Below are 24448 nucleotides of genomic sequence, written 5' to 3'. Positions count from 1 at the left end.
AGCTTACCACAGTCTTTAGCATTTCAATGCTTTAGATTGCTTACATTTTATTTTGATATGTTTTACGATAATCTCCAGGAGACAGTCCAGTCCTTTGTTTAAAAATTTTAGTAAAGTAAGAATAATTATCATACCCTACTTGACAAGATACTTGTGATATCGAGATATTTGTTTGAGATAGGAGAGATTTAGCAGCATTAATGCGCTTATCCGTTATATATTTAACAAGAGTTTCTCCTGTTTCTTTTTTAAAAATTCTAGCCAAATGATCTGCGCTGAGATAAACCATATCTGCTAATATAGAACGATTTATATCTTCATAGTAGTGATGATCTATGTATTCGACAATGCGTTGAATACTATTTTTTTGGTTTTCAATGTTTGTTGCAAATTTCTTAGCATGTGACCAGTAATAGTCAAAGTAATCCTGAAAAGATTCAATTGAATGAAAGCGTCGTTGGAATAGGAAATCATGAGTGCTGTTTTGGAATAATTTATGAGCTGAAATTCCATTTTGATCTAGATATATTCCTATTTGTTGAGTCCAATCTAGTAAAATTTGTTGTAGTGTAAAAGTAGGAATTTGAGAATTATAAGCAAGTGAATTAATTTTTTCTCTTAATTCGTATTCACTTAAGCTATCTAAAAAAGTAATTGAAAGAGTTTCTGTTTTAAAGGAAGTTGGAAAACTATGTGGAACACATGTAATAGTATTCCAATAAGAAACATATTGTTCATTATAAATGTAGAGTTCTTTGGTATGAAATAAAATATCGGATATTTTATGGCAACTCTTATATATAATGTTGGAGTATTTACTAAAGTTATTAGAAATTTGAGAATGAATCTCATATGCCAATTTGTCACTACGTTTGGATGAGTCTACTCTAAAGAGACAAACATATTGATCAACCTGGCTTTCCATTTTGAATAGACTTATCAGCTTATAAGAAGGTTGTGAAATTCTTTGAAGTTCTCTTTTTAGTTGAGAAGTCCATGATGGAGTTTCTGCAGAATAATCTTCTTCATTAAGATTGATTGTTAAAACTGCAAGAAAAAAATACTGGTGTTTTTGAAGAATAAAATCTTGTTTGCTTGCTATATTTTCTAGCTCATCAATGCGAGAAATTTGAGGTTTTCTAAGGTAATCATACCAGAAGTTATCTTCTATTTGTAAAAGTGCATCATTTTTTCCGTTTAAGTTATGATTCTCAATTTTACTAATGGCTTTTTGAATAATAAATTCTAATTTTTCAAAGTTAATGGGTTTTAGATAGTATTCAAAGCTTTGCAATTCAATTGCTTTTTGAGCATAGTTGAAGTCGGCGTAATTGGTTAAAAAAATTGTTTTTATATCATATTTTTCATTTCTAATCCAAGATAAGAGTTCGAGGCCGCTGCCTTGAGGCATTTCTATATCGCTTATCATGAGATCAATAGGATGCTCTCTAATAATATTTTGAGCTTGAGTGAGGCTATAGGCAACATAAACAATGTCAATGTGTAGTTTATCCCAATTTATTTTCTCTCGTAAAGCCTCAATGATAAAGCGATCGTCATCAACTAATAAAATGTTCATTATAACCTCCATCTATAATCTTGTATGGAATGAGTAAAAGAATTTTAGCCCCACCTTCTTCATTATTTTCAAATGCAATACTATAGTCATTAGGATAGAGAAGATTTAAACGTTCGATGGTGTTTGTGATCCCAATATGATGTCCATCTTCTGTTATTAGAGACTGTTTCTGATTTAGTTTTGATAAAATTTCTTCAGAGAAACCTGGACCATTATCCTCGATACAAATCTGAATATAATCTGAGTTCTCAGTTTTTACTTTTTTTATCGATAGCAAAATTGTAAATAAATCCTGAAATGAAAAACCGTGTTTGATTGTGTTTTCAATAAATGTTTGTAAAAGTAACGATGGAACAAGAGTATTTTGTAGGTCATCATTGTAGTTTAGTGAAAAGTAGATGCTACTTCCATATCGAATTCGTTGTATTTCTAAATAATCTTTAATATGCTGAACTTCATCTTTAAGTTCTGAAAAATCTTGATTAGCCATAAATAAATGACGGAGATAATTTGAAGTTAGGATAGTTAACTCTTCAATTTCCTTGTAGTTTTTTGTTTGAAGCATACTATGAATCATTGATAACATATTTAAGTAGAAATGCGGACGAATTTGGTTCTTAAGATAATTAAGTTCTATCTTCTTAAGTTCTAGTTGTGAATGGTATTCCCGTATTTTTAATTCTTGCATGTCAAATATTACTTTATTAAGTTTATCATTTGCCTTATCAATTTCTAGTATACCTTCAGATATAAAAAATTCAGAAGGGGGGATGGAGTCCCCGAGTTGAGAGAGTCGTTCAGTGAGTCTTGTTATAGGTTTAATCATCCACTGACGAATATACAGGATAATGATGATTGATAAAATGGTGATAATGATAGGAACGGCTGATAAAAATACTTCTAAGAGTGTGATATTTCTAAAGACTTCGGCATAATCGACTAAAACATAAATATCGAAAGGTAAATGCGTTTTTTCATTTTGAGCATGAATCAGGTAGTTTTCGGAGGGTATATTGTTAGGCTCTTTTAGGGAAAGTTTACCATTATTTCCAATATTGAGTTTTCTTAGAGGTTTTAGGATATCTTCTGAAGATATGACGGCATAAATGATTTTTCCTTCGTAATGAACAGATTTAACTAAGTATTCGCTGTTTTTAGTAGTTACATTTTTCCATTTACGGTCACTTATATCACTACGCAATGATTTTAGATTTGATTTTAATAGTAGATAATCTTCATATGGAATATAAAGATTGGAAACATTGATAAAATGTTTAGTAGCATCTGTTTCCAATAAGAATGTCATATGGGTTTCATTTTGATATTCAAACTCTGTAAAACTAGTTTGAACTTTTTTTAGACTTTCTTGATAGTTTAAAAATTTTTGTACATGATTTAATTTTTCCAAATCTTCACTGTGTGTTATTGTTGAATACATAAACCTCTCTGCAGAATGTAATTTTTCATTAACAGAGTCAGCATAAATTTCAATTGAACTACGTAAGTGTACTATATTTTGGTTTTTAATAAAATTTCTGGTTATGTTACTCATAGCAATATTGATTAAAATATTTATCAATAGTAGCACAAGTAGGAGTTTAAAGAAAAAATGAATAGAATGTTTTTTTGATAACTCGCGATTTAATTTCATATACTAGCCTCGTATTTAAATTATATCACTTTGAAAATATGATATCATGTACAAAACAGATATGTTTTATCAAGATGTCGGAAAAGTAATAGTTCTCAGAAATGATAAACTGAAAAATTGATAAACCTAGTCCACAAAGTTATATTAAGGGAATTCTATATGGTGTAAAATAATCGTAGAAAATCAGATAGGAGGAAAAAAATGAAAGTAGCATCTCAGCTTCATAAAATAAAATTAAAGCATAGTATTCCGTTATATATATTACTTTTTCCTTCAATATTGCTATTAATTTTATTTTCCTATATTCCCATGTTGGGACTAATTATTGCATTTAAAGACTATTCACCAGCCAATGGTATCTTTGCTAGTCAGTGGGTAGGATTTAAGTACTTTACTCAATTTTTCTCATCATTCCAATTCGGGACAACTATGTTCAATACATTAAAAATTTCACTTTATAGTATTGTAGTAGGATTCCCCTTACCTATTATACTAGCTATAATTAGTAATCAGTTAAGAGTTGGGAAGTTTAGAAAAATATTTCAAGTGACAACTTACTTACCCCATTTTATCTCTACAATGGTTATGTGTGGGATGATTATCTTATTTTTATCTCCTACTAGTGGTTTGTTAGCGAATGTATTTAAGTCTGTTGGAATCACTATTCCAGATTTTTTATCAAAACCTAGTAGTTTTGCAGGTGTTTATGTTTGGAGTGATGTATGGCAACATATTGGTTGGGATAGTATTATTTATCTAGCAGCTCTTTCTGCAATTGATCCTACATATTATGAGGCTGCAACTATGGATGGTGCCTCTAGATTACAAAAAATTCGTCATATAGAATTACCATTACTTTTGCCGACCGCTATGATTCTATTAATATTAAGAGCGGGTAGTTTGTTGAGTGTAGGTTTTGAGAAAGTATTACTATTACAGAATCCTCTTAATTTAGCAGGAAGTGAGATAATTTCTACCTATGTTTATAAAGTTGGTATGGTGAACTTCCAGTATAGTTATTCGACCGCTATAGGGTTATTTAATACGGTAGTCAATCTAATAATTTTGCTATCTGTCAACTGGTTCTCAAAACGATATACTAGAACGGGTCTTTTTTAAAGAAAGGAGTGCTTAAGGTGAGATGGTTTCATAAATCAAGAAAAACAAACTCTGAATTATTATTTGACATAGTTACCTATGGTTTGGCAATTTTCCTTATCCTGTTAATTGTATATCCGTTATGGTTTGTAGTGATTGCATCTTTTAGTAATCCTTCAGATGTTGCAAATGGAAAGGTATGGTTTATTCCTAGAGAATGGAAATTAGATGGATATTTACGTCTTATTCAACAACCTTTATTCTTACGTAGCTATCTAAATACCATTTTATATACTGTTGTTGGTACCTTAGTTGCTTTAGTAGTCAATATTCCAGCTGGTTATGCTTTATCTAGAAAAGAATTAGTTGGTAGAAAATGGATGAGTATTCTATACATAATCCCTATGTTCGTATCAGGTGGCTTGATTCCTACCTACTTAACAGTAAAGAATGTTGGCCTAATTGATACATTTTGGGTAATGGTAATACCTTTTGCGGTTTCATCATACAATATTATTGTTGCTAGAACTTTCTTTAATAATAGTATTCCAGACGGGATGTGGGAGGCTGCGCAAATTGATGGATGTGGTACAATTCGTTATTTTATTAAGATAGTCGTTCCTTTATCAAAAGCTATTATAGCAGTTATTGGACTTTGGACTGCAGTTGGTATTTGGAATTCGTGGTTTAATGCTTTAATTTATTTAACGAATGAAAATTTACAACCATTGCAATTAATTTTACGACGTTTACTAATTAGTAATCAAATGTTACAATCGCAAGCAACAGGAGAAGTTGCATCAGATCTTCGTATCAAAGCCGATATGATGAAATATGCAGCAATTGTTATTTCAACCGCTCCGATAATGTTGCTATATCCCTTTGTTCAAAAATATTTTAATCAAGGCGTAATGATTGGCGCGTTGAAAGAATAGGAGAAAAACATGAAAAATAAATCATTTACATATTTGTTCTTAGGAACAGTTACACTTGCTGGCTTAACAGCCTGTGCAAATTCTAATAATGCGAATAAGGATGATAAGTCTGGAGAAGATTCTTATAAAATCACAACTGTTCGTTGGTCTGACTGGGGGGAAGATTATCATAAAGGTTTTCTAACTGATTCTGCCAAAGAATCAGGTATCGATGTTAAATGGGATACACTTGTAGCTGCAGATTGGGCAGATAAGAAATCTGTGTTGGTTGCTAGTGGAGATTTACCAGATGCATTTTTAGGTTCAAATGCTTTTACAGATTCAGAAATTGCTCAGAACCAATCTTTATTTATTCCATTGGAAGATTTAATCAAAGAAAACATGCCAAATTTAACTAAGGCTATGGAGAAAGAACCTAAGATTAAAGCTATGATTACTTCACCAGATGGTCATATCTACAGTCTACCTAAAAAATTACCGATGCGTCCTACTGTAGCTAATCAGCTATTTATTAATAAAAAGTGGCTGGATAATTTAGGATTAAAGGTTCCAGAAACTTATGATGATTTAGTAAAAGTACTACAAGAATTTAAGGATAAAGATGCGAATGGAAATGGAGACGCTTCTGATGAAATTCCATTCGGAGCAGGAAACTTTGATCCAACATTCTCATATATTCTTCCGTTCAATAATCGTTTAGGTGCAGATAATACATATGAAATGTCTGTAAAAGATGGAAAACCAGTCTACCTTCGTACAGAAGAAAGTTATAAACAAGGGATTGCAGCAATGCACGAATCTTATAAAAAAGGTTTGATTGATCCGGAAATCTTTACAGAAGATACCTCTATGAGTGTAGCAAAACGTATGGATAAGGGAGTATCTAGAGTAGGTGTTTCTAGTGGTTGGACAGCAGATGCAACGTTTGGCTTACATTCAAGTGAATATATTGCTCTACCTGCTTTAAAAGGTATGGATGGTAAACAATATGTCTTTTCTGATCCAGATCATTACAACTATGGTCGAAATGAAATTTTGATTACAAATAAGAGCAAAAACCCTGCTAAATTATTGAAATGGTTGGATAAATTATATACAGATGAAGCAAGTATTCAGAATTTCTATGGATCATTTGGAATAGCTACTGAAAAGAATGGTGATAAGTTTAAAGTGTTACCTCCTAAAGATGGTAAATCAGCTGATGAATGGGCATGGATTAATTCACTTCGAGATTTTGGTCCTAAATACGTAAGCGATGATATCAATAGTCGCGTAGAAATCGATCAAACACAAGGTGATGGATTGAAATTGAAGATGGACCAAGATTTGAAACAATTTGCGTTGCCAGCTTACCCTAATGTGATTTATTCACAAGAAGAACTTAACAAATTATCATCAATCTATGTGAGTATTGAATCTTATGTCAAACAACAAGCATCTAAATGGGTAGTTGAAGGCGGCATAGAAAAAGAATGGGACTCATACAAAGAAACTCTTAAGAATATGGGATTGGACGAATTTATGAAGATTCAACAGGAAGCATATAATCGTTACCAAAAAGAAGTAAAAGAGTAATATTTTATATGAACTCTTGGTTGTATGAACAAGGGACTAGCTAATTATAGGAAGCGAGACTGATAACATCAGATTATCTCGCTTCCTTTATTCTAATTTTTAAAGAAATTTGGAAATGTTTTTTAAATAATTTAGGTAATATTTTTGTGCAACTGACATTCTAAAATATAGAGTTAAGACGATTGATTTTATGGAGATATCTATTATGCAAAAATTATTTTCATTAGATGGAAAAGTAGTTAGAATTTTAACTTTTCTGACAGATTTAATTATTTTAAATACTCTATTTATTGTTAGTTGTATTCCAATAGTTACAATTGGGGCATCACTAACTTCTCTTACGACAATGTGGTATCGTATTTTAAAATGTAAAGATACCGATATTACTTATCATTATTTTCGGATCTTTAGACGAAATTTTAAACAATCAACTTTTATTTGGTTGTTTATCCTCCTAATAGAATTACTTTTATATGTGAACTATTGTCTTTGGGGCTATTCAAATTTATTTTCAGAGTATAGTTTATTATTAGTGTTGCCCTTTTTATTTGTTATAATACTTTTGATGAGTGTTATTTTTCCCTATATTGGTCTATTTAAAGATAATCTAAAAAATAGTATTGTAAATAGCGTATTAATTTGTATTTTAAATCCAATACAAGCTATTATTTTGGTTTTATTTAATATTTCTGTACTGTATATGAGTTTCAGTAGTCCAGAACGGGTTTTAACAGCTATTTACGTATTTACATTTGGGGGATTTGCTTTTTGCGGATTGATGAATGTAATGATAACGAATAAAATGTTTGATAAAGTAAAGCAATTTACTAAAAGGAGGGAAACAAATTGAAAATTTTTAAGGGAGAGTTTTATCGAATCTCTGTATTAACAGACAAGTTAGTAAGGTTAGAATACTCTCAAACTGGAAGTTTTGAGGATAGAACGACACAACTTATCTATAATAGAGATTTTGGCCAAGTTTCGTTAGATTATATCGAGACATCAAACGTACTAGATATTATGACGGACTATTTTCATTTGCACTTTAATAAAGGAGAATTTAACGCCGAAAATTTATTTATAGAATTAAAAGGAAATTTTGCCGTATATGGTAGTCGCTGGTATTTTGGTGAATCTATTGAAACGTTAAAAGGAACAGCTCGGACTCTTGATAAGGCAGACGGCGCAATCCCATTAGAAGATGGAATTATTAGTCGAAATGGCATTGCCTTACTGGATGATTCTCAAGGATTTATTTGGGATGAACAATCTGGTTATATTGAGAGAGAAAATCAAATTGACCTGTATTTCTTTGCCTATGGGCATGATTATAGAGGAGCAATCAGAGACTTTTACCATTTGACTGGTTCAACACCCTTGTTGCCAAGATATGCTTTAGGCAATTGGTGGAGTAGGTATTGGCCTTATACGTCGGATGAATACTTGAATTTAATAGACAGATTTAAAACAGAGAAAATTCCATTATCTATCGGTGTTTTAGATATGGATTGGCATATAACTGACATTCCAACTCGTTTTGGAAGTGGTTGGACAGGCTATAGTTGGAATAGAAACTTAATACCAAATCCAGAACAGTTATTGCAACAACTTCATGATAGAAAGTTAAAACTCTCCTTAAATGTCCACCCTGCTGATGGTATACGGGCTTATGAGGAAGCTTATCCTCGAGTCGCCAAACGATTGGGATTAAATGTAGAACTAGAAGAACCAGCCATTTTTGATTTTTTCAATCCATCCTTTAGGGAAGCCTACTTTAAAGATGTTCATTATGAGCTAGAAAAGCAAGGAGTAGATTTTTGGTGGATTGACTGGCAACAAGGGACACAAGGCATGTTGGATCCACTATGGCTTTTAAACCATTATCACTATCAGGATAGTTGTAAACATTCAGAAGGTGGCTTGATTTTATCAAGATATGCAGGTCCTGGTAGTCACCGCTACCCTGTTGGTTTTTCAGGGGACACTATTATTAGTTGGAATTCCTTAAGATTTCAACCTTATTTTACAGCGACAGCATCTAATATCGGTTATAGTTGGTGGAGTCATGATATCGGTGGACACATGCTGGGGGATTATGACGAGGAGCTACAAACTAGATGGCTACAGTTTGGTGTTTTTAGTCCGATTACTCGATTACATAGTTCTAGAAGTCCTTTCAATAGTAAAGAACCTTGGTTTTTTTCAGAAACAACATCTAAGATTATGAAGAATTACCTTCGTTTGAGACATCAGATGATTCCATATCTATACACCATGAATGTAAAGACACATGAGGAAGGCGCCCCATTAATCAGCCCAATGTACTATTTCTACCCAGAGAATGATGAGAGCTATAATGTTCCAAACCAATACTTTTTTGGAACAGAACTGATGGTGGCTCCCGTTGTAGAAAAGATGGATTTGGCATTCCAATCTGCAAAAGTAGATGTATGGTTCCCTGAAGGTGAATGGTATGACTTCTTTTCAGAGAAAAAATATACAGGTGGTGTGAAGTTGAGTGTTTATAGAGACATTTCGACGATACCTGTGTTTGCAAAAAGTGGTGCAATCATTCCCTTGGTTGGTTCTGAGATAGATATGGGTGTTGATTTACCTGAAGTTGTAGATTGGTATGTATTCCCAGGCAAACAACATTCTTTTGAAATGATTGAAGACCAAAATGGTCAAAGATATAAAACAAGATTATCAATTGATTGGGAAATGGGAATGGTAGAGTTAGCATTGCAAGGAGATTCTAGTATCGTTCCAAGCAATAGAAGGCATAGAATTCATTTTAAAGGAACGAATGTGTCTATCATTGAATTGCCAAATAAGAATGATACAGCTAGATTTGAATGTAAAGATAATAAAAGGCTATCCCTAAATGATGAAGTTTTTAGACTACTAAAGACGGCTTCTCTTCCATATGAATTAAAAGATAGATTGTTAAATCAATTCATCAATGCGAAAAATTCTCATGAGTTAATGAATATCTTGCATCATCAGGATAAGGAATTGAGAGGGCGTTTGTTGGAAATGATATTTACTAATGAAAACTAATTGAGACATTTCGTACACAATTTCTATTATTTAATGTGTAATGGTTTTACATCTCTATGCTTATTGGCTTGTATTTTAGTAATTACAAGTTTGACATAGGGATGTTTTTGTTTACTGAAGAGGAAAGGATAAGTATGTTTCAAGGTTTGAAATATTTTTAAACTAAACAAGAGCAAATTTTTAAAGGTGATTTTTCAAAGTAACTTCCACTTGCCTGACCGAAGTGGAAGTTAGTTTGAAATGAATTTTTATGGTGGAATTAATACTCTTCGAAAATCAAATTCAAACCACGTCAGCGTCGCCTTACCGTACTCAAGTACAGCTTGCGGCTAGCTTCCTAGTTTGCTTTTTGATTTTCATTGAGTATAAGTATGAGACGATAGATTTTTTCAGAAAATTTTCTAAAATAAACAGGATTTGTTTGACATTTGTTTGAAAATTCTGTAAAATGAATTATTATATCGTTAAAGGAGAATATATATGGAAAAACAGAAAACATTTTTTGGACATCCTATGGGCTTGTCCACCCTCTTCTTTACAGAGATGTGGGAACGCTTTTCTTACTATGGGATGCGAGCTATCCTACTTTACTATATGTACTATAGTGTGCAAGATGGTGGATTGGGAATGGATAAGACCACGGCTGCATCGGTTATGGCTATTTATGGCTCACTGGTATTTTTGTCCTCGGTTATCGGTGGTTTTGTCAGTGACCGTATTTTAGGAAGTCGTAAGACTGTCTTTTACGGTGGGATTCTGATTATGCTAGGGCATATTGCTTTGGCAACACCTTTTGGACAAGTGGCTCTCTATCTTTCTATTGCCTTGATTATCTTTGGTACTGGATTTTTAAAACCCAATATCTCAGATATGGTGGGGGGAATTTATGAGAAAGAGGATGATAGACGGGATGCAGGTTTTAGTATCTTTGTCTTTGGTATTAACTTAGGTGCCTTCGTTGCCCCTTATCTAGTGGGTTATCTAGGTCAGGAAGTCAATTTCCATCTAGGTTTCTCATTAGCTGCTATTGGGATGTTCTTTGGTCTAGTGAAGTATGTTTTGGATGGGAAGAAATATCTGCCTGAATCAAGTCTTTACCCCACTGATCCACTTTCACAGAAGGACCAGCAGACCTTGATTAAACGCTTGCTGATTACACTTGTCATGGTTATTCTTGTGGTTATAGGTTTAGTCTTTACTCACCAGTTTAACGTGGATATGATTGTTAATATCTTTACAGTGATTGCGGTAATCATTCCAATCTACTATTTCTTCAAAATTTTATCTAGTCAGAAAATAACTGCTACTGAGAGATCCCGAGTATTTGCCTACATTCCTCTATTTATAGCTGGGGTACTCTTCTGGTCTATTGAGGAGCAGGGGTCTGTTGTTCTCGCTCTATTTGCGGATGATCAAACTCAACTTTACTTTAATGTATTTGGGAATCAGATTCATTTTCCATCTAGCTTTTTCCAAAGTATCAATCCCCTTTTCATTATGATTTATGTGCCGATTTTTGCGTGGTTGTGGGGGAAAATGGGTAAAAAGCAACCATCCTCTGCTAAGAAATTTTCTTACGGTTTATTTGCTGCAGGTTTATCCTTCTTGTGGATGATGTTACCAGGGATGCTCTTTGGAACAGATGTTAAGGTCAGTCCTCTCTGGTTGATTATGAGTTGGGCTATTGTGATTGTAGGGGAAATGTTGATTTCGCCGATTGGTCTATCAGTCACTACTAAGTTAGCACCAAAATCCTTCCAAGCACAAATGATGTCTATCTGGTTCTTGAGTAATGCAGCTGCCCAAGCTATCAATGCTCAAATTGTAAAATTTTATACAAGCGAAACTGAAGTGGCTTACTATGGAATTGTTGGAGGAATTACGATTGTATTCGGTATTATCTTACTCTTCTACGTTCCACGTATTGAAAAACTAATGTCTGGTATCAAATAGAGAAAAACTGGAATTTCTGTAGGGATTCTAAAAGTTAGATCAATTATTTATTCAAAGGATTTAGTTCTGTATTGTATAGGGCTAGGTCCTTTTAGTTTGATTAATACTCTTCGAAAATCAAATTCAAACCGCGTCAACGTCGCCTTGCCGTACTCAAGTACAGCCTGCGGCTAGTTTCCTAGTTTGCTCTTTGATTTTCATTGAGTATAAAACTCACGATGTTTCTGCTTTTCCTAGTGGACATTTGTCTACTTTTTTTATATAATAAAACTAAACCAAATTGGTTGAGTTTTAAAAGTGACTCAACTAAAGATTAGCTTTTCTAAGGAAAATCATTTAAGATAAGGTTCTATACTAGGAGGTGAAGTATGTATCAGCCAGAAAAATTAAAGGCTCGGAGGAAAGAGTTAAAACTGACACAGAAGGAAATTGCAGAGCAACTTGGGATTAGTTTCCAAGCTTACTCAGCTTGGGAACGTGGAATCAAAGAACCGTCTAAGGAGAAGGTGTTTCAGCTAGAGAATATTTTAAAAGTGCCAAAAGGATATTTTACTCAGATCGAGATTGTCCGTCTCTACCATAGCCTCTCCAAGCAAGGGCAGGAGAAGGTTGTTCTCTATGCTCGCAACCTATCTCAAGAGGAGCAAGCCCACAAAGTGACAGCTATGCCAGAGCGCCTCTACGAGTACCGTGTTTATGAACGCATGTCAGCAGGGATTGGGGCTTCGGTCTACGATGATCAGAATTTTGATACGGTTTACTTTAATGAGGAGTTGGCTCATGATTTTGCGTCATGGGTGTCTGGGGACTCCATGGAACCTAAATACCAAAATGGTTCAGTAGCTCTGATTCGAGAGACAGGATTTGACTATGACGGGGCGGTTTATGCAGTGGTTTGCAACAACCAGACCTATATCAAACGGGTCTATCGAGAGGAGAATGGATTGCGTCTGGTCTCTATCAATCCTAAATACAAGGATATTTTCATCTCCTATGAGGAAGATCCTCGGATTGTGGGGATTATCGTTGGGAACTTTGTGCCGATGGAGGGCTAGCCAATGGGCTACTTTGATTATTCCAGAGAGCCCAAAAGTGACATTGCCTTTGTCGATATGAAATCCTTTTATGCCAGTGTTGAGTGTGTGAAAAGAGGATTGCATCCGCTGAAAACCTCGCTTTGTGTCATGAGTCGCGCGGATAATTCAACTGGTCTTATCCTAGCCTCCTCTCCCATGTTTAAGAAGATTTTTGGCCAGTCAAATGTTGGTCGGGCCTATGATTTGCCTTTTGATATCAAAACGCGAAAATTTTCCTATTACAATGCTCGAAAGCAAGGGCTACCGACTGACTCGGACTATGTTCGCTACATCGAAGATTGGGCTCAAGTGACCTTGATTGTCCCTCCTCGAATGGACGAGTACATTGCAGTCAATATGGAAATCCAGCGAATCTTTCAAAACTATGGCAGTCCAGATGATATTTATCCTTACTCTATCGATGAGGGCTTTATTGACCTGACTAGTTCGCTCAACTATTTTATCCCAGATAAGAGTCTCTCTCGCAAAGACAAGCTGGATATGCTTTCTGCTCGTATTCAGAGGGATATTTGGAGGCAGACAGGGATCTACTCTACAGTAGGTATGTCAAATGCCAATCCCTTACTGGCCAAGTTGGCTCTGGATAATGAAGCCAAGCACACTCCGACCATGAGGGCCAACTGGTCTTACCAGGATGTGGAAGAGAAGGTCTGGTTCATTCCCAAGATGACCGACTTTTGGGGAATTGGCAGGCGGATGGAGAAACGCTTGCATGCTCTGGGGATTTTTTCCATCAAGGAATTGGCAACCAGCAATCCTGACCAGCTAAAAAAAGCTCTGGGTCAGGCTGGTCTTCGTTTGTGGTTTCATGCTAACGGAATTGATGAGAGCAATGTTCATAAGCCTTATAAAGCCAAATCCAAGGGCTTGGGGAATTCTCAAATCTTGCCGAGAGACTACGTGAAGCTACGGGATATTGAAATTATTCTTCGAGAAATGGCGGAGCAGGTGGCTATTAGATTGAGAAGGTCTGGCAAGAAAACAACCCTTGTCTCTATCTATGTCGGTTTCTCTAAACAGGAGGTCAGGTCGTCTATTCACACACAAATGAAGGTCGAACCGACCAATAATACAGCTCTCTTAACGAATTATGTTTTGAAGTTATTTCATAACAAATACACTTCTGGAGCAGTCAGAAGTGTCGGTGTAAACTATTCAGGCTTTGTAGACGAGCCCTTTGGTTTGATATCTCTCTTTGATGATGTTGACAAGCTAGAAAAAGAAGAAAGGCTCCAGACGGCCATTGACTCCATTCGGGAACAATTTGGTTTCACTTCTCTTTTAAGAGCCAATGCACTGGAAGAAGCCTCTAGGAGTCTTGCCAGAAGCAAGCTGATTGGGGGACATTCTGCTGGAGGATTAGATGGATTACAATGATTGATCGTTCTTATTTACCTTTTCAATCCGCGCGATATTATCAAGATCCAGGTATGCAGAAGTGGATGGGATTTTACCTTTCAGAACACACCAGTTCGCTCAGTGAAGAAAAAAGCCGTGTTGATTTTTCGACGGATTTGACTCCAGATGAGAAGTTGCACTTGCTTTCTCAGCTTTATGTTGGCCAACTTAAGGGGAGTTTTGTGGTCAAGGAAAAGAAGCAGAAGGCGACTATCATCGGTGTGGTGAGAGAGTTATCACATCAGACTCTATCTATTAGGACAAACGAGGGATATAGGTTGATAGAGGTTGCAGATATCCTAGAAATTCGACTGTGGGAGGAGGGAGTTTATGACTAGAAAAGAGCTGTATGAAAACAAACTGCAGATGGATTATTTTTCAGATGACTATATTCGTTTTGAAGAGGATTTTCAAAAATATTCTGCCATGAACGTACCCTTGACTTTTTTGATTGATGACATCCTACGAACCATGGCGATGAATCAGAAAAACTACTTTGTCTTAAACAAGGAAAATGCCAAGGATGGGCGGGAGCATAGCTTTTATTTTAGGGTGGTAACGGAAAAAGCGTGTCCTAGAAATAGGACCTATGTATATGCTGGGGTTAAAAATAGTAGTCAGTAGAGGGGAGTCTGCTGTAAATGTATCATTTTTACAACACTTCATGGCTCATATCATGGGGTGTTTTTCTATTCAAGTCAAAGCCCATCAAAAAATCCCACTATTCTTAGGCTAAAGGAGAACTAATAATAGTGAGATTGTGAAATTATAGTAGTTTTTGTATCGCCTCTTCAATTTGTTTTGGGTCTGTTTTTGAAGAGAAGCGTTCAAAGACCTGCCCATCACGACCAATGAGAAACTTAGCGAAATTCCATTCGACTCGTTTTCCCAGCGGGCCAGATTTCTGGTCTTTCAACCAAACATAGAGGGGATCTGCCTCCTTACCGTTGACCTTGGTCTTGGCAAAACGTGGGAAGGTGGTCTGATAATGTAGGCTACAGAAGGTGTTGATTTCCTCTGCGCTGCCTGGTGCTTGTCCCATAAACTGATTGCAAGGGAAGTCTAAAATCTCAAAACCTTGTTCTTGATAGCGATCATAGAGTTCTTGAAGTCCTTGGTACTGGGGCGTTAAACCACATCCAGTAGCAGTGTTGACAATCAAAAGAACCTTACCACGATAGGCATCTAGTGGAGTTTCTTGCTTGTCTTGGTTCAAGACTGAAAAATCGTATAGTGAAGTCATTGCTTGCTTTTCTCCTTCTGTTTGGTATTTTTAGGAGTTTTCTCCTCCTGTAGTGATAGAAATCCGTAGGTCAGGGTTCCAAAAATGCTACCGATAATGAGGCCATACATCAGGAAAGGACCACTTTTATCGAATTGCATGAGCAACTTCACAAAATCTGAAAGGGACATCTGCTGAACGAAGACTTTATGAAAGATGAGTAAGGTAAAGAGGCCAATCTGAATACCGATAAACACAATCCAGCTTCGGAATTTGATTTGGGCTTTGCTGTAGGTTTTGAGAATGATTTCTGATTTGTCATCCTTTTCAAGATGAAGCTCTTGGACGGCTTTTTGAGCTTTTATACTCATGAACAAAATGAGTCCAAAATAGATGTAGGGCATAACATTTCGAACAATTTCTATAAAGCTTCCGAACAAAATATAGAACAGGAAGAGAATGAAGGAAGAGTAAAAGATTTGGATCATGGAACGGGCGCAAGCCTTGTAGATAACCTCTTGACGGCATTCATCAAAAGGCCCTTGGATATGAAAGAAATTTCGAAGTAGGCGAGTTGTTAAGTCTTCTTTTTTCATGGGTGATTTCTCCTAAATGAACGATGCTATTTTGTTTCTTTTACGAATTGATAGAGATAATAAAGATAAGTAATAGAAGAAAGGATGGCGATAGTTAGCAGTATATAATATTTCCAATTGCTTGAAATGAGCGTCAGCTGTGGTAAGGATAGAAAGGATAGAATCGTAAAGCATAGTGCTAGGTTGAGTATGCGCGTTTTTTGGGAGTCGATTTTTAGATAAGTCAATCCTTTGTTGAGGGCTGGAACAAAGACTGGAAGGAGGACTATATCGTAGATTGGCAAGTTCCCTGAAACGATGATGAAGATGAGCAGTGAAGCAAACAAAAGATGATAGGTAAGTAAAGTTACTAGTGATTTCATAGGGCACCTCCTAATCCTCATCTTGATCTTTCTTAGCTTTTTCAATGCGACGGGAGATGAGGAACTGTATGCTCGCTCCGAAGAAGATAGAACCGAGAATGCTTGATACACCATTTCTTATAGTGAGAAGAGAATGAAAATAGTCCGGATTTTCACCTATGAGTATACCGAGAAGAGGAGTTATAAAAAACATCCATAGACCAAAGAACAAACCTGCTTTCAGACCAGGGTAGTGTAGTTGCTTGCTTTCTTTCTTACTCAGCATATCTGGTTCAATAGTTGTAATCCCTGTTTTTTGCATTTGGTAGGTGAGATAGCTAGCAACGATGAGGGCAATCACTAAAATCAGAGGAGGATAGACCAGAGCCACTAGTTGAGGAAATTTATAGGCTAGAACGAGTGGAATAAGATTTCCGAAAATCATCAGATAAAAGAGGATGATAAAGACTTGGTTCCCAATACGATCGGCCTCGCGCCGCTTGTATTCGTCAAGGGGCTCAGAAATGCCGTATGTGCGTTTGATCAGTTTTTCAGTAAAGGTTTCTTTTTTCATGAGTTGGCTCCTTTTTTAAAAATTATCCTCCCAAAAGAGACTGTTTAGGTCAGTTTGGAGGCTGCGGGCGAGATTGAGACAGAGTTCCAGAGTTGGATTGTACTTGTCGTTCTCAATCATATTGATGGTTTGTCTCGAGACACCGATATCCTTGGCGAGTTCGAGCTGGGAAATGCCCAGTTCCTTGCGAAATTCTTTCACACGATTCATCTGGACTCCTTTCTGATTTGTGTCGTATATATTTGACTATATTATATTCTTCTATGGAGTAGATGTCAAGCATATTTGACATATTTCTTAAAGAAATCTTACTTGTTTTTGGCCTATTTGTCTGACTAGTGCAAGCTAGTCAGATTTGTGGTAAAATAGATAAGATATGACAAAAGAATTTCATCATGTAACGGTCTTACTCCACGAAACGATTGATATGCTCGACGTAAAGCCTGACGGTATCTACGTTGATGCGACTTTGGGTGGAGCGGGCCATAGCGAATATTTATTAAGTAAATTAAGTGAAAAAGGCCATCTCTATGCCTTTGATCAGGACCAGAATGCCATTGACAATGCGCAAAAACGTTTGGCACCTTACATTGAAAAGGGAATGGTGACCTTTATCAAGGATAACTTCCGTCATTTACAGACACGTTTGCACGAAGCTGGTGTTCAGGAAATTGATGGAATTTGTTATGACTTGGGAGTGTCTAGTCCTCAGCTAGACCAGCGAGAGCGTGGTTTTTCTTATAAAAAGGATGCGCCACTGGACATGCGCATGAATCAGGATGCTAGTCTGACAGCCTATGAAGTGGTGAATCACTACGACTATCATGACTTGGTTCGTATTTTCTTTAAGTATGGCGAGGATAAATTCTCTAAACAGATTGCGCGTAAGATTGAACAAGCACGTGAAGTCAAGCCAATCGAGACAACGACTGAGTTAGCAGAAATTATCAAGTCGGCCAAACCTGCCAAGGAGCTCAAGAAGAAGGGCCATCCTGCCAAGCAGATTTTCCAGGCTATTCGAATTGAAGTCAATGATGAACTGGGGGCGGCAGATGAATCTATCCAGCAGGCTATGGATATGTTGGCTCTAGATGGTAGAATCTCAGTGATTACCTTCCATTCACTAGAAGACCGCTTGACCAAGCAATTGTTCAAGGAAGCTTCAACGGTTGAAGTTCCAAAAGGCTTGCCTTTCATCCCAGATGATCTCAAGCCCAAGATGGAATTGGTGTCCCGTAAGCCAATCTTGCCAAGTGCAGAAGAATTAGAAGCCAATAACCGCTCGCACTCTGCCAAGTTGCGCGTGGCCAGAAAAATTCACAAGTAAGAGGAAAAAATGGTAGATAAGAAAGAAACAACCAGTCAATTCTTGCAGAATCGTATAAAAAAATTCTCACGTGTGGAGAAGGCTTTTTATCTTTCCATCGCTTTTACGGCTCTCGTTTTAGCAGTAAGTATTATCTTTATGCAAACACGACTCTTGCAAGTGCAAAGTGATTTGACAAAAATCAATGCACAGATAGAGGAGAAGAAGACAGAGCTGGACGATGCCAAGCAGGAAGTGAATGAATTGATTCGTTCAGAGCGCTTGAAAGAGATTGCAGATAAAAAAGATTTGAAATTGAATAATGAAAATATCCGAACAGCGGAGTAAGATATGAAATGGACAGAAAAAATAACCCGATTTGCGATAAAAAATCGTAAGTCCCCAGCAAAAAACCGTAGGATAGTGGGCAAGTACCTCAGCTTTGTAGCTGTTGCCCTTTTCGGCCTCTTTTTGGCTAATTTTGCGTATATTATCGCAAAAGGTAATATATTTGGTACCGACTTGGTAAAAGAGGCTAAAAAGGTTCACCAAACAACCCGAACAGTTCCTGCCAAACGCGGGACTATCTATGACCGAAATGGAGTGCCTATCGCTGAGGATGCGACTTCTTATAACGTCTATGCCGTTATTGATAAAAAATACAAGTCAGCAACTGGAAAAATTCTTTATGTAGAGGATTCGCAGTTTAATAAGGTAGCTGAAGTCTTCCATAAGTATTTGGATATGGATGAAGCTTATGTAAAAGAGCAACTGGCTCAACCAAATCTGACCCAAGTTTCCTTTGGTGCAAAAGGAAATGGGATTACCTATGCCAATATGATGGCTATTAAAAAAGAGTTAAAAGATGCTAGTGTGGAGGGGATTGACTTTACAACTAGCCCTAACAGAAGCTATCCAAATGGACAATTTGCTTCTAGTTTTATTGGCTTAGCCCAACTTCATGAAAATGAGGATGGCAGTAAGAGTTTGTTAGGAACTTCTGGTTTGGAGAGTTCTTTAAATACCATTCTTGCTGGGACAGACGGTATTATTACCTATGAAAAAGATCGTGTAGGAAATATCGTACCAGGTACAGAACAGGTATCGCAACAAACTGTGGATGGCAAGGATGTTTATACAACATTGTCTAGTCCGCTCCAATCTTTCATGGAAACTCAGATGGATGCCTTTCTAGAAAAAGTAAAAGGTAAGTATATGACCGCGACCTTGGTCAGTGCAAAGACCGGTGAAATTCTCGCTACCACCCAACGACCTACCTTTAATGCAGATACTAAAGAAGGAATCACTGAGGACTTTGTTTGGCGTGACATTCTTTATCAAAGTAACTATGAACCAGGATCAGCCATGAAGGTTATGACGTTAGCTTCTTCTATTGATAATAATACCTTCCCAAGTGGAGAATACTTCAATAGCAGTGAATTAAAAATAGCGGATGCGACGATTCGAGATTGGGATGTTAATGATGGTTTGACTACTGGTGGGATGATGACTTTCTCACAAGGTTTCGCTCACTCCAGTAATGTTGGAATGAGTCTACTTGAACAAAAAATGGGAGATGCTACTTGGTTGGATTATCTAAACCGCTTTAAATTTGGGGTCCCAACTCGCTTTGGTTTGGCAGATGAATACGCTGGTCAACTTCCAGCTGATAATATTGTCAATATTGCCATGAGTGCATTTGGACAAGGGATCTCTGTTACCCAGACCCAGATGCTTCGTGCTTTTACAGCTATTGCCAACGATGGGGTTATGTTGGAGCCGAAATTTATCAGTGCCCTCTATGATCCAAATGACCAGTCTGTTCGTAAGTCTCAAAAGGAAATTGTCGGAAATCCTGTGTCAAAAGTAGCAGCGTCCTCTACTCGGGAGCACATGGTCATGGTCGGAACAGATCCTGTCTACGGTACCATGTACAACCACAGCACAGGAAAGCCAAATGTCAATGTTCCGGGACAGAATGTTGCCCTGAAATCAGGGACTGCTCAGATTGCCGATGAGAAGAATGGGGGCTATCTGACAGGTGAAACCAACTATATCTTCTCAGTTGTGTCGATGCATCCTGCAGAAAATCCTGATTTTATCTTGTATGTAACGGTTCAACAGCCTGAACATTACTCAGGTATCCAGTTGGGAGAATTTGCCAACCCAATTCTTGAAAGAGCTTCAGCTATGAAAGAATCTCTCAATCTTCAATCTCCTGCTAAGAATTTAGATCAAGTGACGACAGAGTCTTCTTATGCAATGCCTAGCATCAAGGATATTTCACCTGGTGATTTGGCGGAAGCCTTACGCCGAAATATTGTGCAACCAATCGTTGTAGGTACTGGAACAAAGATTAAAGAATCATCTGTAGAAGAAGGGACCAATCTTGCACCAAACCAACAAGTTCTCCTTTTATCGGATAAGGTAGAAGAAATTCCAGACATGTATGGCTGGAAAAAAGAGACTGCTGAAACCTTTGCTAAATGGTTGGATATTGAGTTGGAATTTGAAGGTTCAGGTTCCGTCGTTCAGAAGCAAGATGTTCGGACTAATACAGCTATCAAAAACATTAAAAAAATTAAATTAACTTTAGGAGACTAATATGTTTATTTCTATCAGTGCTGGAATTGTGACATTTTTACTAACTTTGGTAGGAATTCCAGCCTTTATCCAATTTTATAGAAAGGCGCAAATTACAGGCCAGCAGATGCATGAGGATGTTAAACAGCACCAGGCAAAAGCTGGGACTCCTACAATGGGAGGTTTGGTTTTCTTAATTGCTTCTGTTTTAGTTGCTTTCTTTTTCGCCCTATTTAGTAATCAACTCAGTAATAATGTAGGTATGATTTTATTTATCTTGGTTCTTTATGGTTTAATCGGATTTTTAGATGACTTCCTCAAGGTCTTCCGTAAAATCAATGAGGGCCTTAATCCCAAACAGAAATTGGCTCTTCAGCTTCTAGGTGGCGTCATTTTCTACCTTTTCTATGAGCGTGGTGGCGATATGCTTTCTGTCTTTGGTTATCAAGTACATCTAGGGATTTTCTATATTGTCTTCGCTCTTTTCTGGCTAGTTGGTTTTTCAAACGCAGTGAACTTGACAGATGGTATTGACGGTCTGGCTAGTATTTCCGTTGTGATTAGTTTGTCTGCCTATGGCGTTATTGCCTATGTGCAAGGTCAGATGGATATCCTTCTAGTGATTCTTGCCATGATTGGTGGTTTGCTCGGTTTCTTTGTCTTTAACCATAAGCCTGCTAAGGTCTTTATGGGAGATGTGGGAAGTTTGGCTCTCGGTGGAATGCTGGCAGCTATTTCAATGGCTCTCCACCAAGAATGGACTCTCTTGATTATCGGAATTATTTATGTCTTTGAAACAACTTCGGTTATGATGCAAGTCGGCTATTTCAAAATGACTGGTGGTAAACGTATTTTCCGTATGACGCCTGTGCATCACCATTTTGAGCTTGGAGGATTGTCTGGTAAAGGAAATCCTTGGAGCGAGTGGAAGGTTGACTTCTTCTTTTGGGGAGTGGGGCTTCTAGCAAGTCTCCTGACCCTAGCAATTTTGTATTTGATGTAAGAATGGCACCCTGATGTTTCAGGGTGTTTTTGCTTTTTAAAAAATATTGGTCAATTAAAGTCAAATTCCTTGACCTTTTTTGACTAATGTAGTATATTATGAACGTAAGGTAAATGAAAGCCTTACTAGAACACTTATTTAAAGTAAAATAGAAAGAGGTGGGGTCTATGTTTAATCTAGAAATCTTTAGAAGTAAAGATAGTCTACTCCTGCTTGAAAAAGAAAAACCAGAAATAGTACGTAGAGTAGCGATTTAGCTAGTCTAAATTTTTTAAAGAAAAAGTCAAAGATAGTCAATATCAGTAATAATAAATAACAAAAAGAGGTAAAGAATATGAACAACAACTTTAATAATTTTAACAACATGGATGATTTATTTAACCAATTGATGGGTGGTATGCGTGGATATAGTTCAGAAAACCGTCGTTACTTGATTAACGGCCGTGAAGTAACGCCTGAAGAGTTCGCTCACTATCGTGCAACTGGTCAATTGCCAGGAAATGCAGAAGCTGATGGACAAATGAAACAACAGACGTCAGGTATGAAACAAGACGGTGTCCTTGCTAAACTAGGTCGAAACTTGACAGCAGAAGCTCGTGAGGGCAAGCTGGATCCTGTTATCGGACGAAACAAGGAAATTCAAGAAACATCTGAAATTCTTTCACGCCGTACCAAGAACAATCCTGTTTTGGTCGGAGATGCAGGTGTTGGTAAGACAGCAGTTGTCGAAGGTCTAGCACAAGCCATTGTGAATGGTGATGTTCCAGCTGCTATTAAGAATAAGGAAATTATTTCCATTGATATCTCTGGTCTTGAGGCTGGGACTCAATACCGCGGTAGTTTTGAAGAAAACATTCAAAACTTGGTAAACGAAGTCAAAGAAGCTGGAAATATTATCCTCTTCTTCGACGAAATTCACCAAATTCTTGGTGCTGGTAGCACAGGTGATGGTCAAGGATCTAAAGGTCTTGCTGATATCTTGAAACCAGCTCTTTCACGTGGAGAATTGACAGTGATTGGCGCAACTACTCAAGATGAATACCGTAATACTATCTTGAAAAATGCAGCCCTTGCTCGTCGTTTCAACGAAGTGAAGGTTAATGCTCCATCAGCAGAGGATACTTTTAAAATCCTTCAAGGAATTCGTGATCTCTATCAACAACACCACAATGTTATTTTGCCAGATGAAGTCTTAAAAGCTGCCGTTGATTATTCTGTTCAGTATATTCCTCAACGTAGCTTGCCAGATAAGGCTATCGACCTTGTCGATGTTACGGCGGCTCACTTGGCAGCTCAGCATCCAGTAACAGATGTTCATGCTGTTGAACGTGAAATTGAGGTAGAAAAAGACAAGCAAGAAAAAGCAGTTGAGGCAGAAGATTTTGAAGCAGCTCTAAACTATAAAACACGCATTGCAGAATTGGAAAAGAAAATCGAAAACCATACAGAAGATATGAAAGTGACTGCAAGTGTCAACGATGTGGCTGAATCTGTAGAACGTATGACGGGTATTCCAGTATCTCAAATGGGGGCTACGGACATCGAACGTTTGAAAGATATGGGTCATCGTTTGCAGACGAAAGTTATTGGTCAAGATAAGGCCGTTGAAGCAGTAACAAAAGCTATCCGTCGTAACCGTGCTGGTTTTGATGAAGGTAACCGTCCAATCGGTAGCTTCCTCTTTGTAGGTCCTACTGGTGTCGGTAAGACTGAGTTGGCTAAACAATTGGCTCTTGATATGTTCGGAACGAAAGATGCTATCATCCGTTTGGACATGTCAGAATACAGCGACCGCACAGCCGTATCTAAATTGATTGGTACAACTGCAGGTTATGTTGGTTACGATGACAACAACAATACCTTGACAGAACGCGTCCGTCGCAATCCATACTCAATCGTCCTTCTCGACGAAATTGAAAAGGCTGACCCTCAAGTCATCACCCTTCTCCTCCAAGTCTTGGATGATGGTCGTTTGACTGATGGTCAAGGTAACACTGTCAACTTCAAGAATACGGTGATTATCGCAACTTCAAACGCAGGCTTTGGTTACGAAGCTAACTTGACAGAAGATGCGGATAAACCAGAATTGATGGATCGTTTGAAACCTTACTTCCGTCCAGAATTCCTTAACCGTTTCAATGCTGTCATCGAATTCTCACACTTGAGCAAAGGAGATCTTTCTAAGATTGTAGACCTTATGTTGGTTGAAGTTAACAAGACGCTTTCTAAGAAAGACATTGACTTGGCAGTGAGCGAAGCTGCTAAAGAATACATGACTGAGGAAGGCTACGATGAAGTCATGGGTGTTCGTCCACTCCGTCGTGTGGTTGAACAACAAATCCGTGACAAAGTCACAGACTTCCACTTGGATAACCTTGATGCTAAACACCTAGAAGCTGACATGGAAGATGGTGTTTTGGTCATTCGTGAAAAAGCCTAAGACAAAATTTTGAGCATAAAAAAGAAGGAGCCAGCTA

The 24448-nt window shown here is 37.1% G+C and carries 22 protein-coding genes; 15 read left to right on the top strand and 7 right to left on the bottom strand.

Translation table 11 applies throughout. The features are described 5' to 3' along the window. Positions 1-40: 40 nt before the first annotated feature. Positions 41-1579, bottom strand: coding sequence for a response regulator transcription factor (locus OCF96_RS02255; protein WP_261445799.1), 1539 nt, complete (start codon positions 1577-1579; stop codon positions 41-43). Next, positions 1560-3230, bottom strand: a complete 1671-nt coding sequence (locus tag OCF96_RS02250; RefSeq protein WP_261034921.1) for a sensor histidine kinase — start codon at positions 3228-3230, stop codon at positions 1560-1562. Before OCF96_RS02250 ends, OCF96_RS02255 begins: the two co-directional genes overlap by 20 nt. A 201-nt stretch (positions 3231-3431) precedes the next feature. Here OCF96_RS02250 and OCF96_RS02245 point away from each other — a divergent pair, with 201 nt between their 5' ends. From OCF96_RS02245 to OCF96_RS02200, 10 genes are all read left to right on the top strand, one after another. Further along, positions 3432-4349, top strand: a complete 918-nt coding sequence (locus OCF96_RS02245; protein ID WP_227325532.1) for an ABC transporter permease — start codon at positions 3432-3434, stop codon at positions 4347-4349. 17 nt (positions 4350-4366) lie between these two features. After that, a complete protein-coding gene (locus OCF96_RS02240; protein ID WP_001267167.1) occupies positions 4367-5263 on the top strand; it encodes a carbohydrate ABC transporter permease in 897 nt (298 codons plus the stop codon). 9 nt (positions 5264-5272) lie between these two features. Continuing rightward, complete coding sequence (locus OCF96_RS02235; RefSeq protein WP_004256278.1) at positions 5273-6838, top strand: type 2 periplasmic-binding domain-containing protein; 1566 nt, start codon at positions 5273-5275, stop codon at positions 6836-6838. 205 nt (positions 6839-7043) lie between these two features. Then, positions 7044-7688 carry a YesL family protein gene (locus tag OCF96_RS02230; RefSeq protein WP_261445787.1) on the top strand — a complete coding sequence of 215 codons (645 nt, stop codon included), beginning with the start codon at positions 7044-7046 and terminating at the stop codon, positions 7686-7688. Further along, on the top strand, positions 7685-9898 hold the full coding sequence (locus tag OCF96_RS02225) for a glycoside hydrolase family 31 protein (protein ID WP_261445785.1): 2214 nt from the start codon (positions 7685-7687) through the stop codon (positions 9896-9898). The genes OCF96_RS02230 and OCF96_RS02225 overlap by 4 nt, the downstream gene beginning before the upstream one ends. A 480-nt stretch (positions 9899-10378) precedes the next feature. Next, a complete protein-coding gene (locus tag OCF96_RS02220; RefSeq protein WP_261445784.1) occupies positions 10379-11851 on the top strand; it encodes a peptide MFS transporter in 1473 nt (490 codons plus the stop codon). Positions 11852-12219: 368 nt separating this feature from the next. Continuing rightward, the gene (locus tag OCF96_RS02215) at positions 12220-12906 is read left to right on the top strand and encodes an XRE family transcriptional regulator (RefSeq protein WP_000284671.1); all 687 of its coding nucleotides are present in this window, start codon (positions 12220-12222) and stop codon (positions 12904-12906) included. A gap of 3 nt (positions 12907-12909) precedes the next feature. After that, complete coding sequence (locus OCF96_RS02210) at positions 12910-14325, top strand: Y-family DNA polymerase (RefSeq protein WP_261445782.1); 1416 nt, start codon at positions 12910-12912, stop codon at positions 14323-14325. Beyond that, a complete protein-coding gene (locus tag OCF96_RS02205) occupies positions 14322-14684 on the top strand; it encodes a hypothetical protein (protein ID WP_020903431.1) in 363 nt (120 codons plus the stop codon). The genes OCF96_RS02210 and OCF96_RS02205 overlap by 4 nt, the downstream gene beginning before the upstream one ends. After that, on the top strand, positions 14677-14970 hold the full coding sequence (locus OCF96_RS02200; RefSeq protein WP_020903430.1) for a DUF5960 family protein: 294 nt from the start codon (positions 14677-14679) through the stop codon (positions 14968-14970). Before OCF96_RS02205 ends, OCF96_RS02200 begins: the two co-directional genes overlap by 8 nt. 142 nt (positions 14971-15112) lie before the next feature. Here OCF96_RS02200 and OCF96_RS02195 read toward each other — a convergent pair whose 3' ends face one another. From OCF96_RS02195 to OCF96_RS02175, 5 genes are read right to left on the bottom strand one after another with little or no spacing between them, the layout of a single operon-like run. After that, positions 15113-15589 carry a glutathione peroxidase gene (locus OCF96_RS02195; RefSeq protein WP_261445781.1) on the bottom strand — a complete coding sequence of 159 codons (477 nt, stop codon included), beginning with the start codon at positions 15587-15589 and terminating at the stop codon, positions 15113-15115. Further along, positions 15586-16164 (bottom strand): DUF3278 domain-containing protein, encoded by a 579-nt coding sequence (locus tag OCF96_RS02190; protein WP_261445780.1) that lies wholly within the window; start codon positions 16162-16164, stop codon positions 15586-15588. Before OCF96_RS02190 ends, OCF96_RS02195 begins: the two co-directional genes overlap by 4 nt. A gap of 26 nt (positions 16165-16190) precedes the next feature. Further along, the gene (locus OCF96_RS02185) at positions 16191-16526 is read right to left on the bottom strand and encodes a hypothetical protein (RefSeq protein ID WP_261445776.1); all 336 of its coding nucleotides are present in this window, start codon (positions 16524-16526) and stop codon (positions 16191-16193) included. A 10-nt stretch (positions 16527-16536) separates the two neighbouring features. Beyond that, positions 16537-17079, bottom strand: coding sequence for a DUF3278 domain-containing protein (locus OCF96_RS02180; protein ID WP_261050188.1), 543 nt, complete (start codon positions 17077-17079; stop codon positions 16537-16539). A gap of 15 nt (positions 17080-17094) precedes the next feature. After that, positions 17095-17289: a helix-turn-helix transcriptional regulator gene (locus OCF96_RS02175; protein ID WP_001082471.1), complete on the bottom strand. Its 195-nt coding sequence runs from the start codon at positions 17287-17289 to the stop codon at positions 17095-17097. Between the two features lie 166 nt (positions 17290-17455). On the opposite strand from OCF96_RS02175, the gene rsmH reads away from it, so the two are divergent. The 5 genes from rsmH (at position 17456) to OCF96_RS02150 (ending at position 24411) form a co-directional block, all read left to right on the top strand. Next, positions 17456-18406 (top strand): 16S rRNA (cytosine(1402)-N(4))-methyltransferase RsmH, encoded by a 951-nt coding sequence (gene rsmH / locus OCF96_RS02170; protein ID WP_261050189.1) that lies wholly within the window; start codon positions 17456-17458, stop codon positions 18404-18406. Positions 18407-18415: 9 nt separating this feature from the next. Then, complete coding sequence (gene ftsL / locus OCF96_RS02165) at positions 18416-18733, top strand: cell division protein FtsL (protein WP_000227824.1); 318 nt, start codon at positions 18416-18418, stop codon at positions 18731-18733. Between the two features lie 3 nt (positions 18734-18736). After that, entirely contained in the window at positions 18737-20989 is a 2253-nt protein-coding gene (pbp2x, locus tag OCF96_RS02160; protein WP_261445757.1) for a penicillin-binding protein PBP2X, read from the top strand. 1 nt (position 20990) lies between these two features. After that, positions 20991-21971: a phospho-N-acetylmuramoyl-pentapeptide-transferase gene (gene mraY, locus OCF96_RS02155; protein ID WP_000470817.1), complete on the top strand. Its 981-nt coding sequence runs from the start codon at positions 20991-20993 to the stop codon at positions 21969-21971. A gap of 334 nt (positions 21972-22305) precedes the next feature. Continuing rightward, positions 22306-24411, top strand: coding sequence for an ATP-dependent Clp protease ATP-binding subunit (locus OCF96_RS02150; RefSeq protein ID WP_261445751.1), 2106 nt, complete (start codon positions 22306-22308; stop codon positions 24409-24411). Positions 24412-24448 lie beyond the last annotated feature (37 nt).

Source organism: Streptococcus mitis, from assembly GCF_946190065.1.
Lineage (GTDB): Bacteria > Bacillota > Bacilli > Lactobacillales > Streptococcaceae > Streptococcus > Streptococcus mitis_DE.
This window is presented reverse-complemented; position numbering and strand designations above follow the sequence as displayed.

Coding starts and splice junctions, on each gene's coding strand:
- OCF96_RS02255 (WP_261445799.1), bottom strand. CDS start 1,579: ATGAACATTTTATTAGTTGATGACGATCGCTTTATCATTGAGGCTTTA.
- OCF96_RS02250 (WP_261034921.1), bottom strand. CDS start 3,230: ATGAAATTAAATCGCGAGTTATCAAAAAAACATTCTATTCATTTTTTC.
- OCF96_RS02245 (WP_227325532.1), top strand. CDS start 3,432: ATGAAAGTAGCATCTCAGCTTCATAAAATAAAATTAAAGCATAGTATT.
- OCF96_RS02235 (WP_004256278.1), top strand. CDS start 5,273: ATGAAAAATAAATCATTTACATATTTGTTCTTAGGAACAGTTACACTT.
- OCF96_RS02230 (WP_261445787.1), top strand. CDS start 7,044: ATGCAAAAATTATTTTCATTAGATGGAAAAGTAGTTAGAATTTTAACT.
- OCF96_RS02220 (WP_261445784.1), top strand. CDS start 10,379: ATGGAAAAACAGAAAACATTTTTTGGACATCCTATGGGCTTGTCCACC.
- OCF96_RS02215 (WP_000284671.1), top strand. CDS start 12,220: ATGTATCAGCCAGAAAAATTAAAGGCTCGGAGGAAAGAGTTAAAACTG.
- OCF96_RS02210 (WP_261445782.1), top strand. CDS start 12,910: ATGGGCTACTTTGATTATTCCAGAGAGCCCAAAAGTGACATTGCCTTT.
- OCF96_RS02205 (WP_020903431.1), top strand. CDS start 14,322: ATGATTGATCGTTCTTATTTACCTTTTCAATCCGCGCGATATTATCAA.
- OCF96_RS02200 (WP_020903430.1), top strand. CDS start 14,677: ATGACTAGAAAAGAGCTGTATGAAAACAAACTGCAGATGGATTATTTT.
- OCF96_RS02195 (WP_261445781.1), bottom strand. CDS start 15,589: ATGACTTCACTATACGATTTTTCAGTCTTGAACCAAGACAAGCAAGAA.
- OCF96_RS02190 (WP_261445780.1), bottom strand. CDS start 16,164: ATGAAAAAAGAAGACTTAACAACTCGCCTACTTCGAAATTTCTTTCAT.
- OCF96_RS02185 (WP_261445776.1), bottom strand. CDS start 16,526: ATGAAATCACTAGTAACTTTACTTACCTATCATCTTTTGTTTGCTTCA.
- OCF96_RS02180 (WP_261050188.1), bottom strand. CDS start 17,079: ATGAAAAAAGAAACCTTTACTGAAAAACTGATCAAACGCACATACGGC.
- OCF96_RS02175 (WP_001082471.1), bottom strand. CDS start 17,289: ATGAATCGTGTGAAAGAATTTCGCAAGGAACTGGGCATTTCCCAGCTC.
- rsmH (WP_261050189.1), top strand. CDS start 17,456: ATGACAAAAGAATTTCATCATGTAACGGTCTTACTCCACGAAACGATT.
- ftsL (WP_000227824.1), top strand. CDS start 18,416: ATGGTAGATAAGAAAGAAACAACCAGTCAATTCTTGCAGAATCGTATA.
- pbp2x (WP_261445757.1), top strand. CDS start 18,737: ATGAAATGGACAGAAAAAATAACCCGATTTGCGATAAAAAATCGTAAG.
- mraY (WP_000470817.1), top strand. CDS start 20,991: ATGTTTATTTCTATCAGTGCTGGAATTGTGACATTTTTACTAACTTTG.
- OCF96_RS02150 (WP_261445751.1), top strand. CDS start 22,306: ATGAACAACAACTTTAATAATTTTAACAACATGGATGATTTATTTAAC.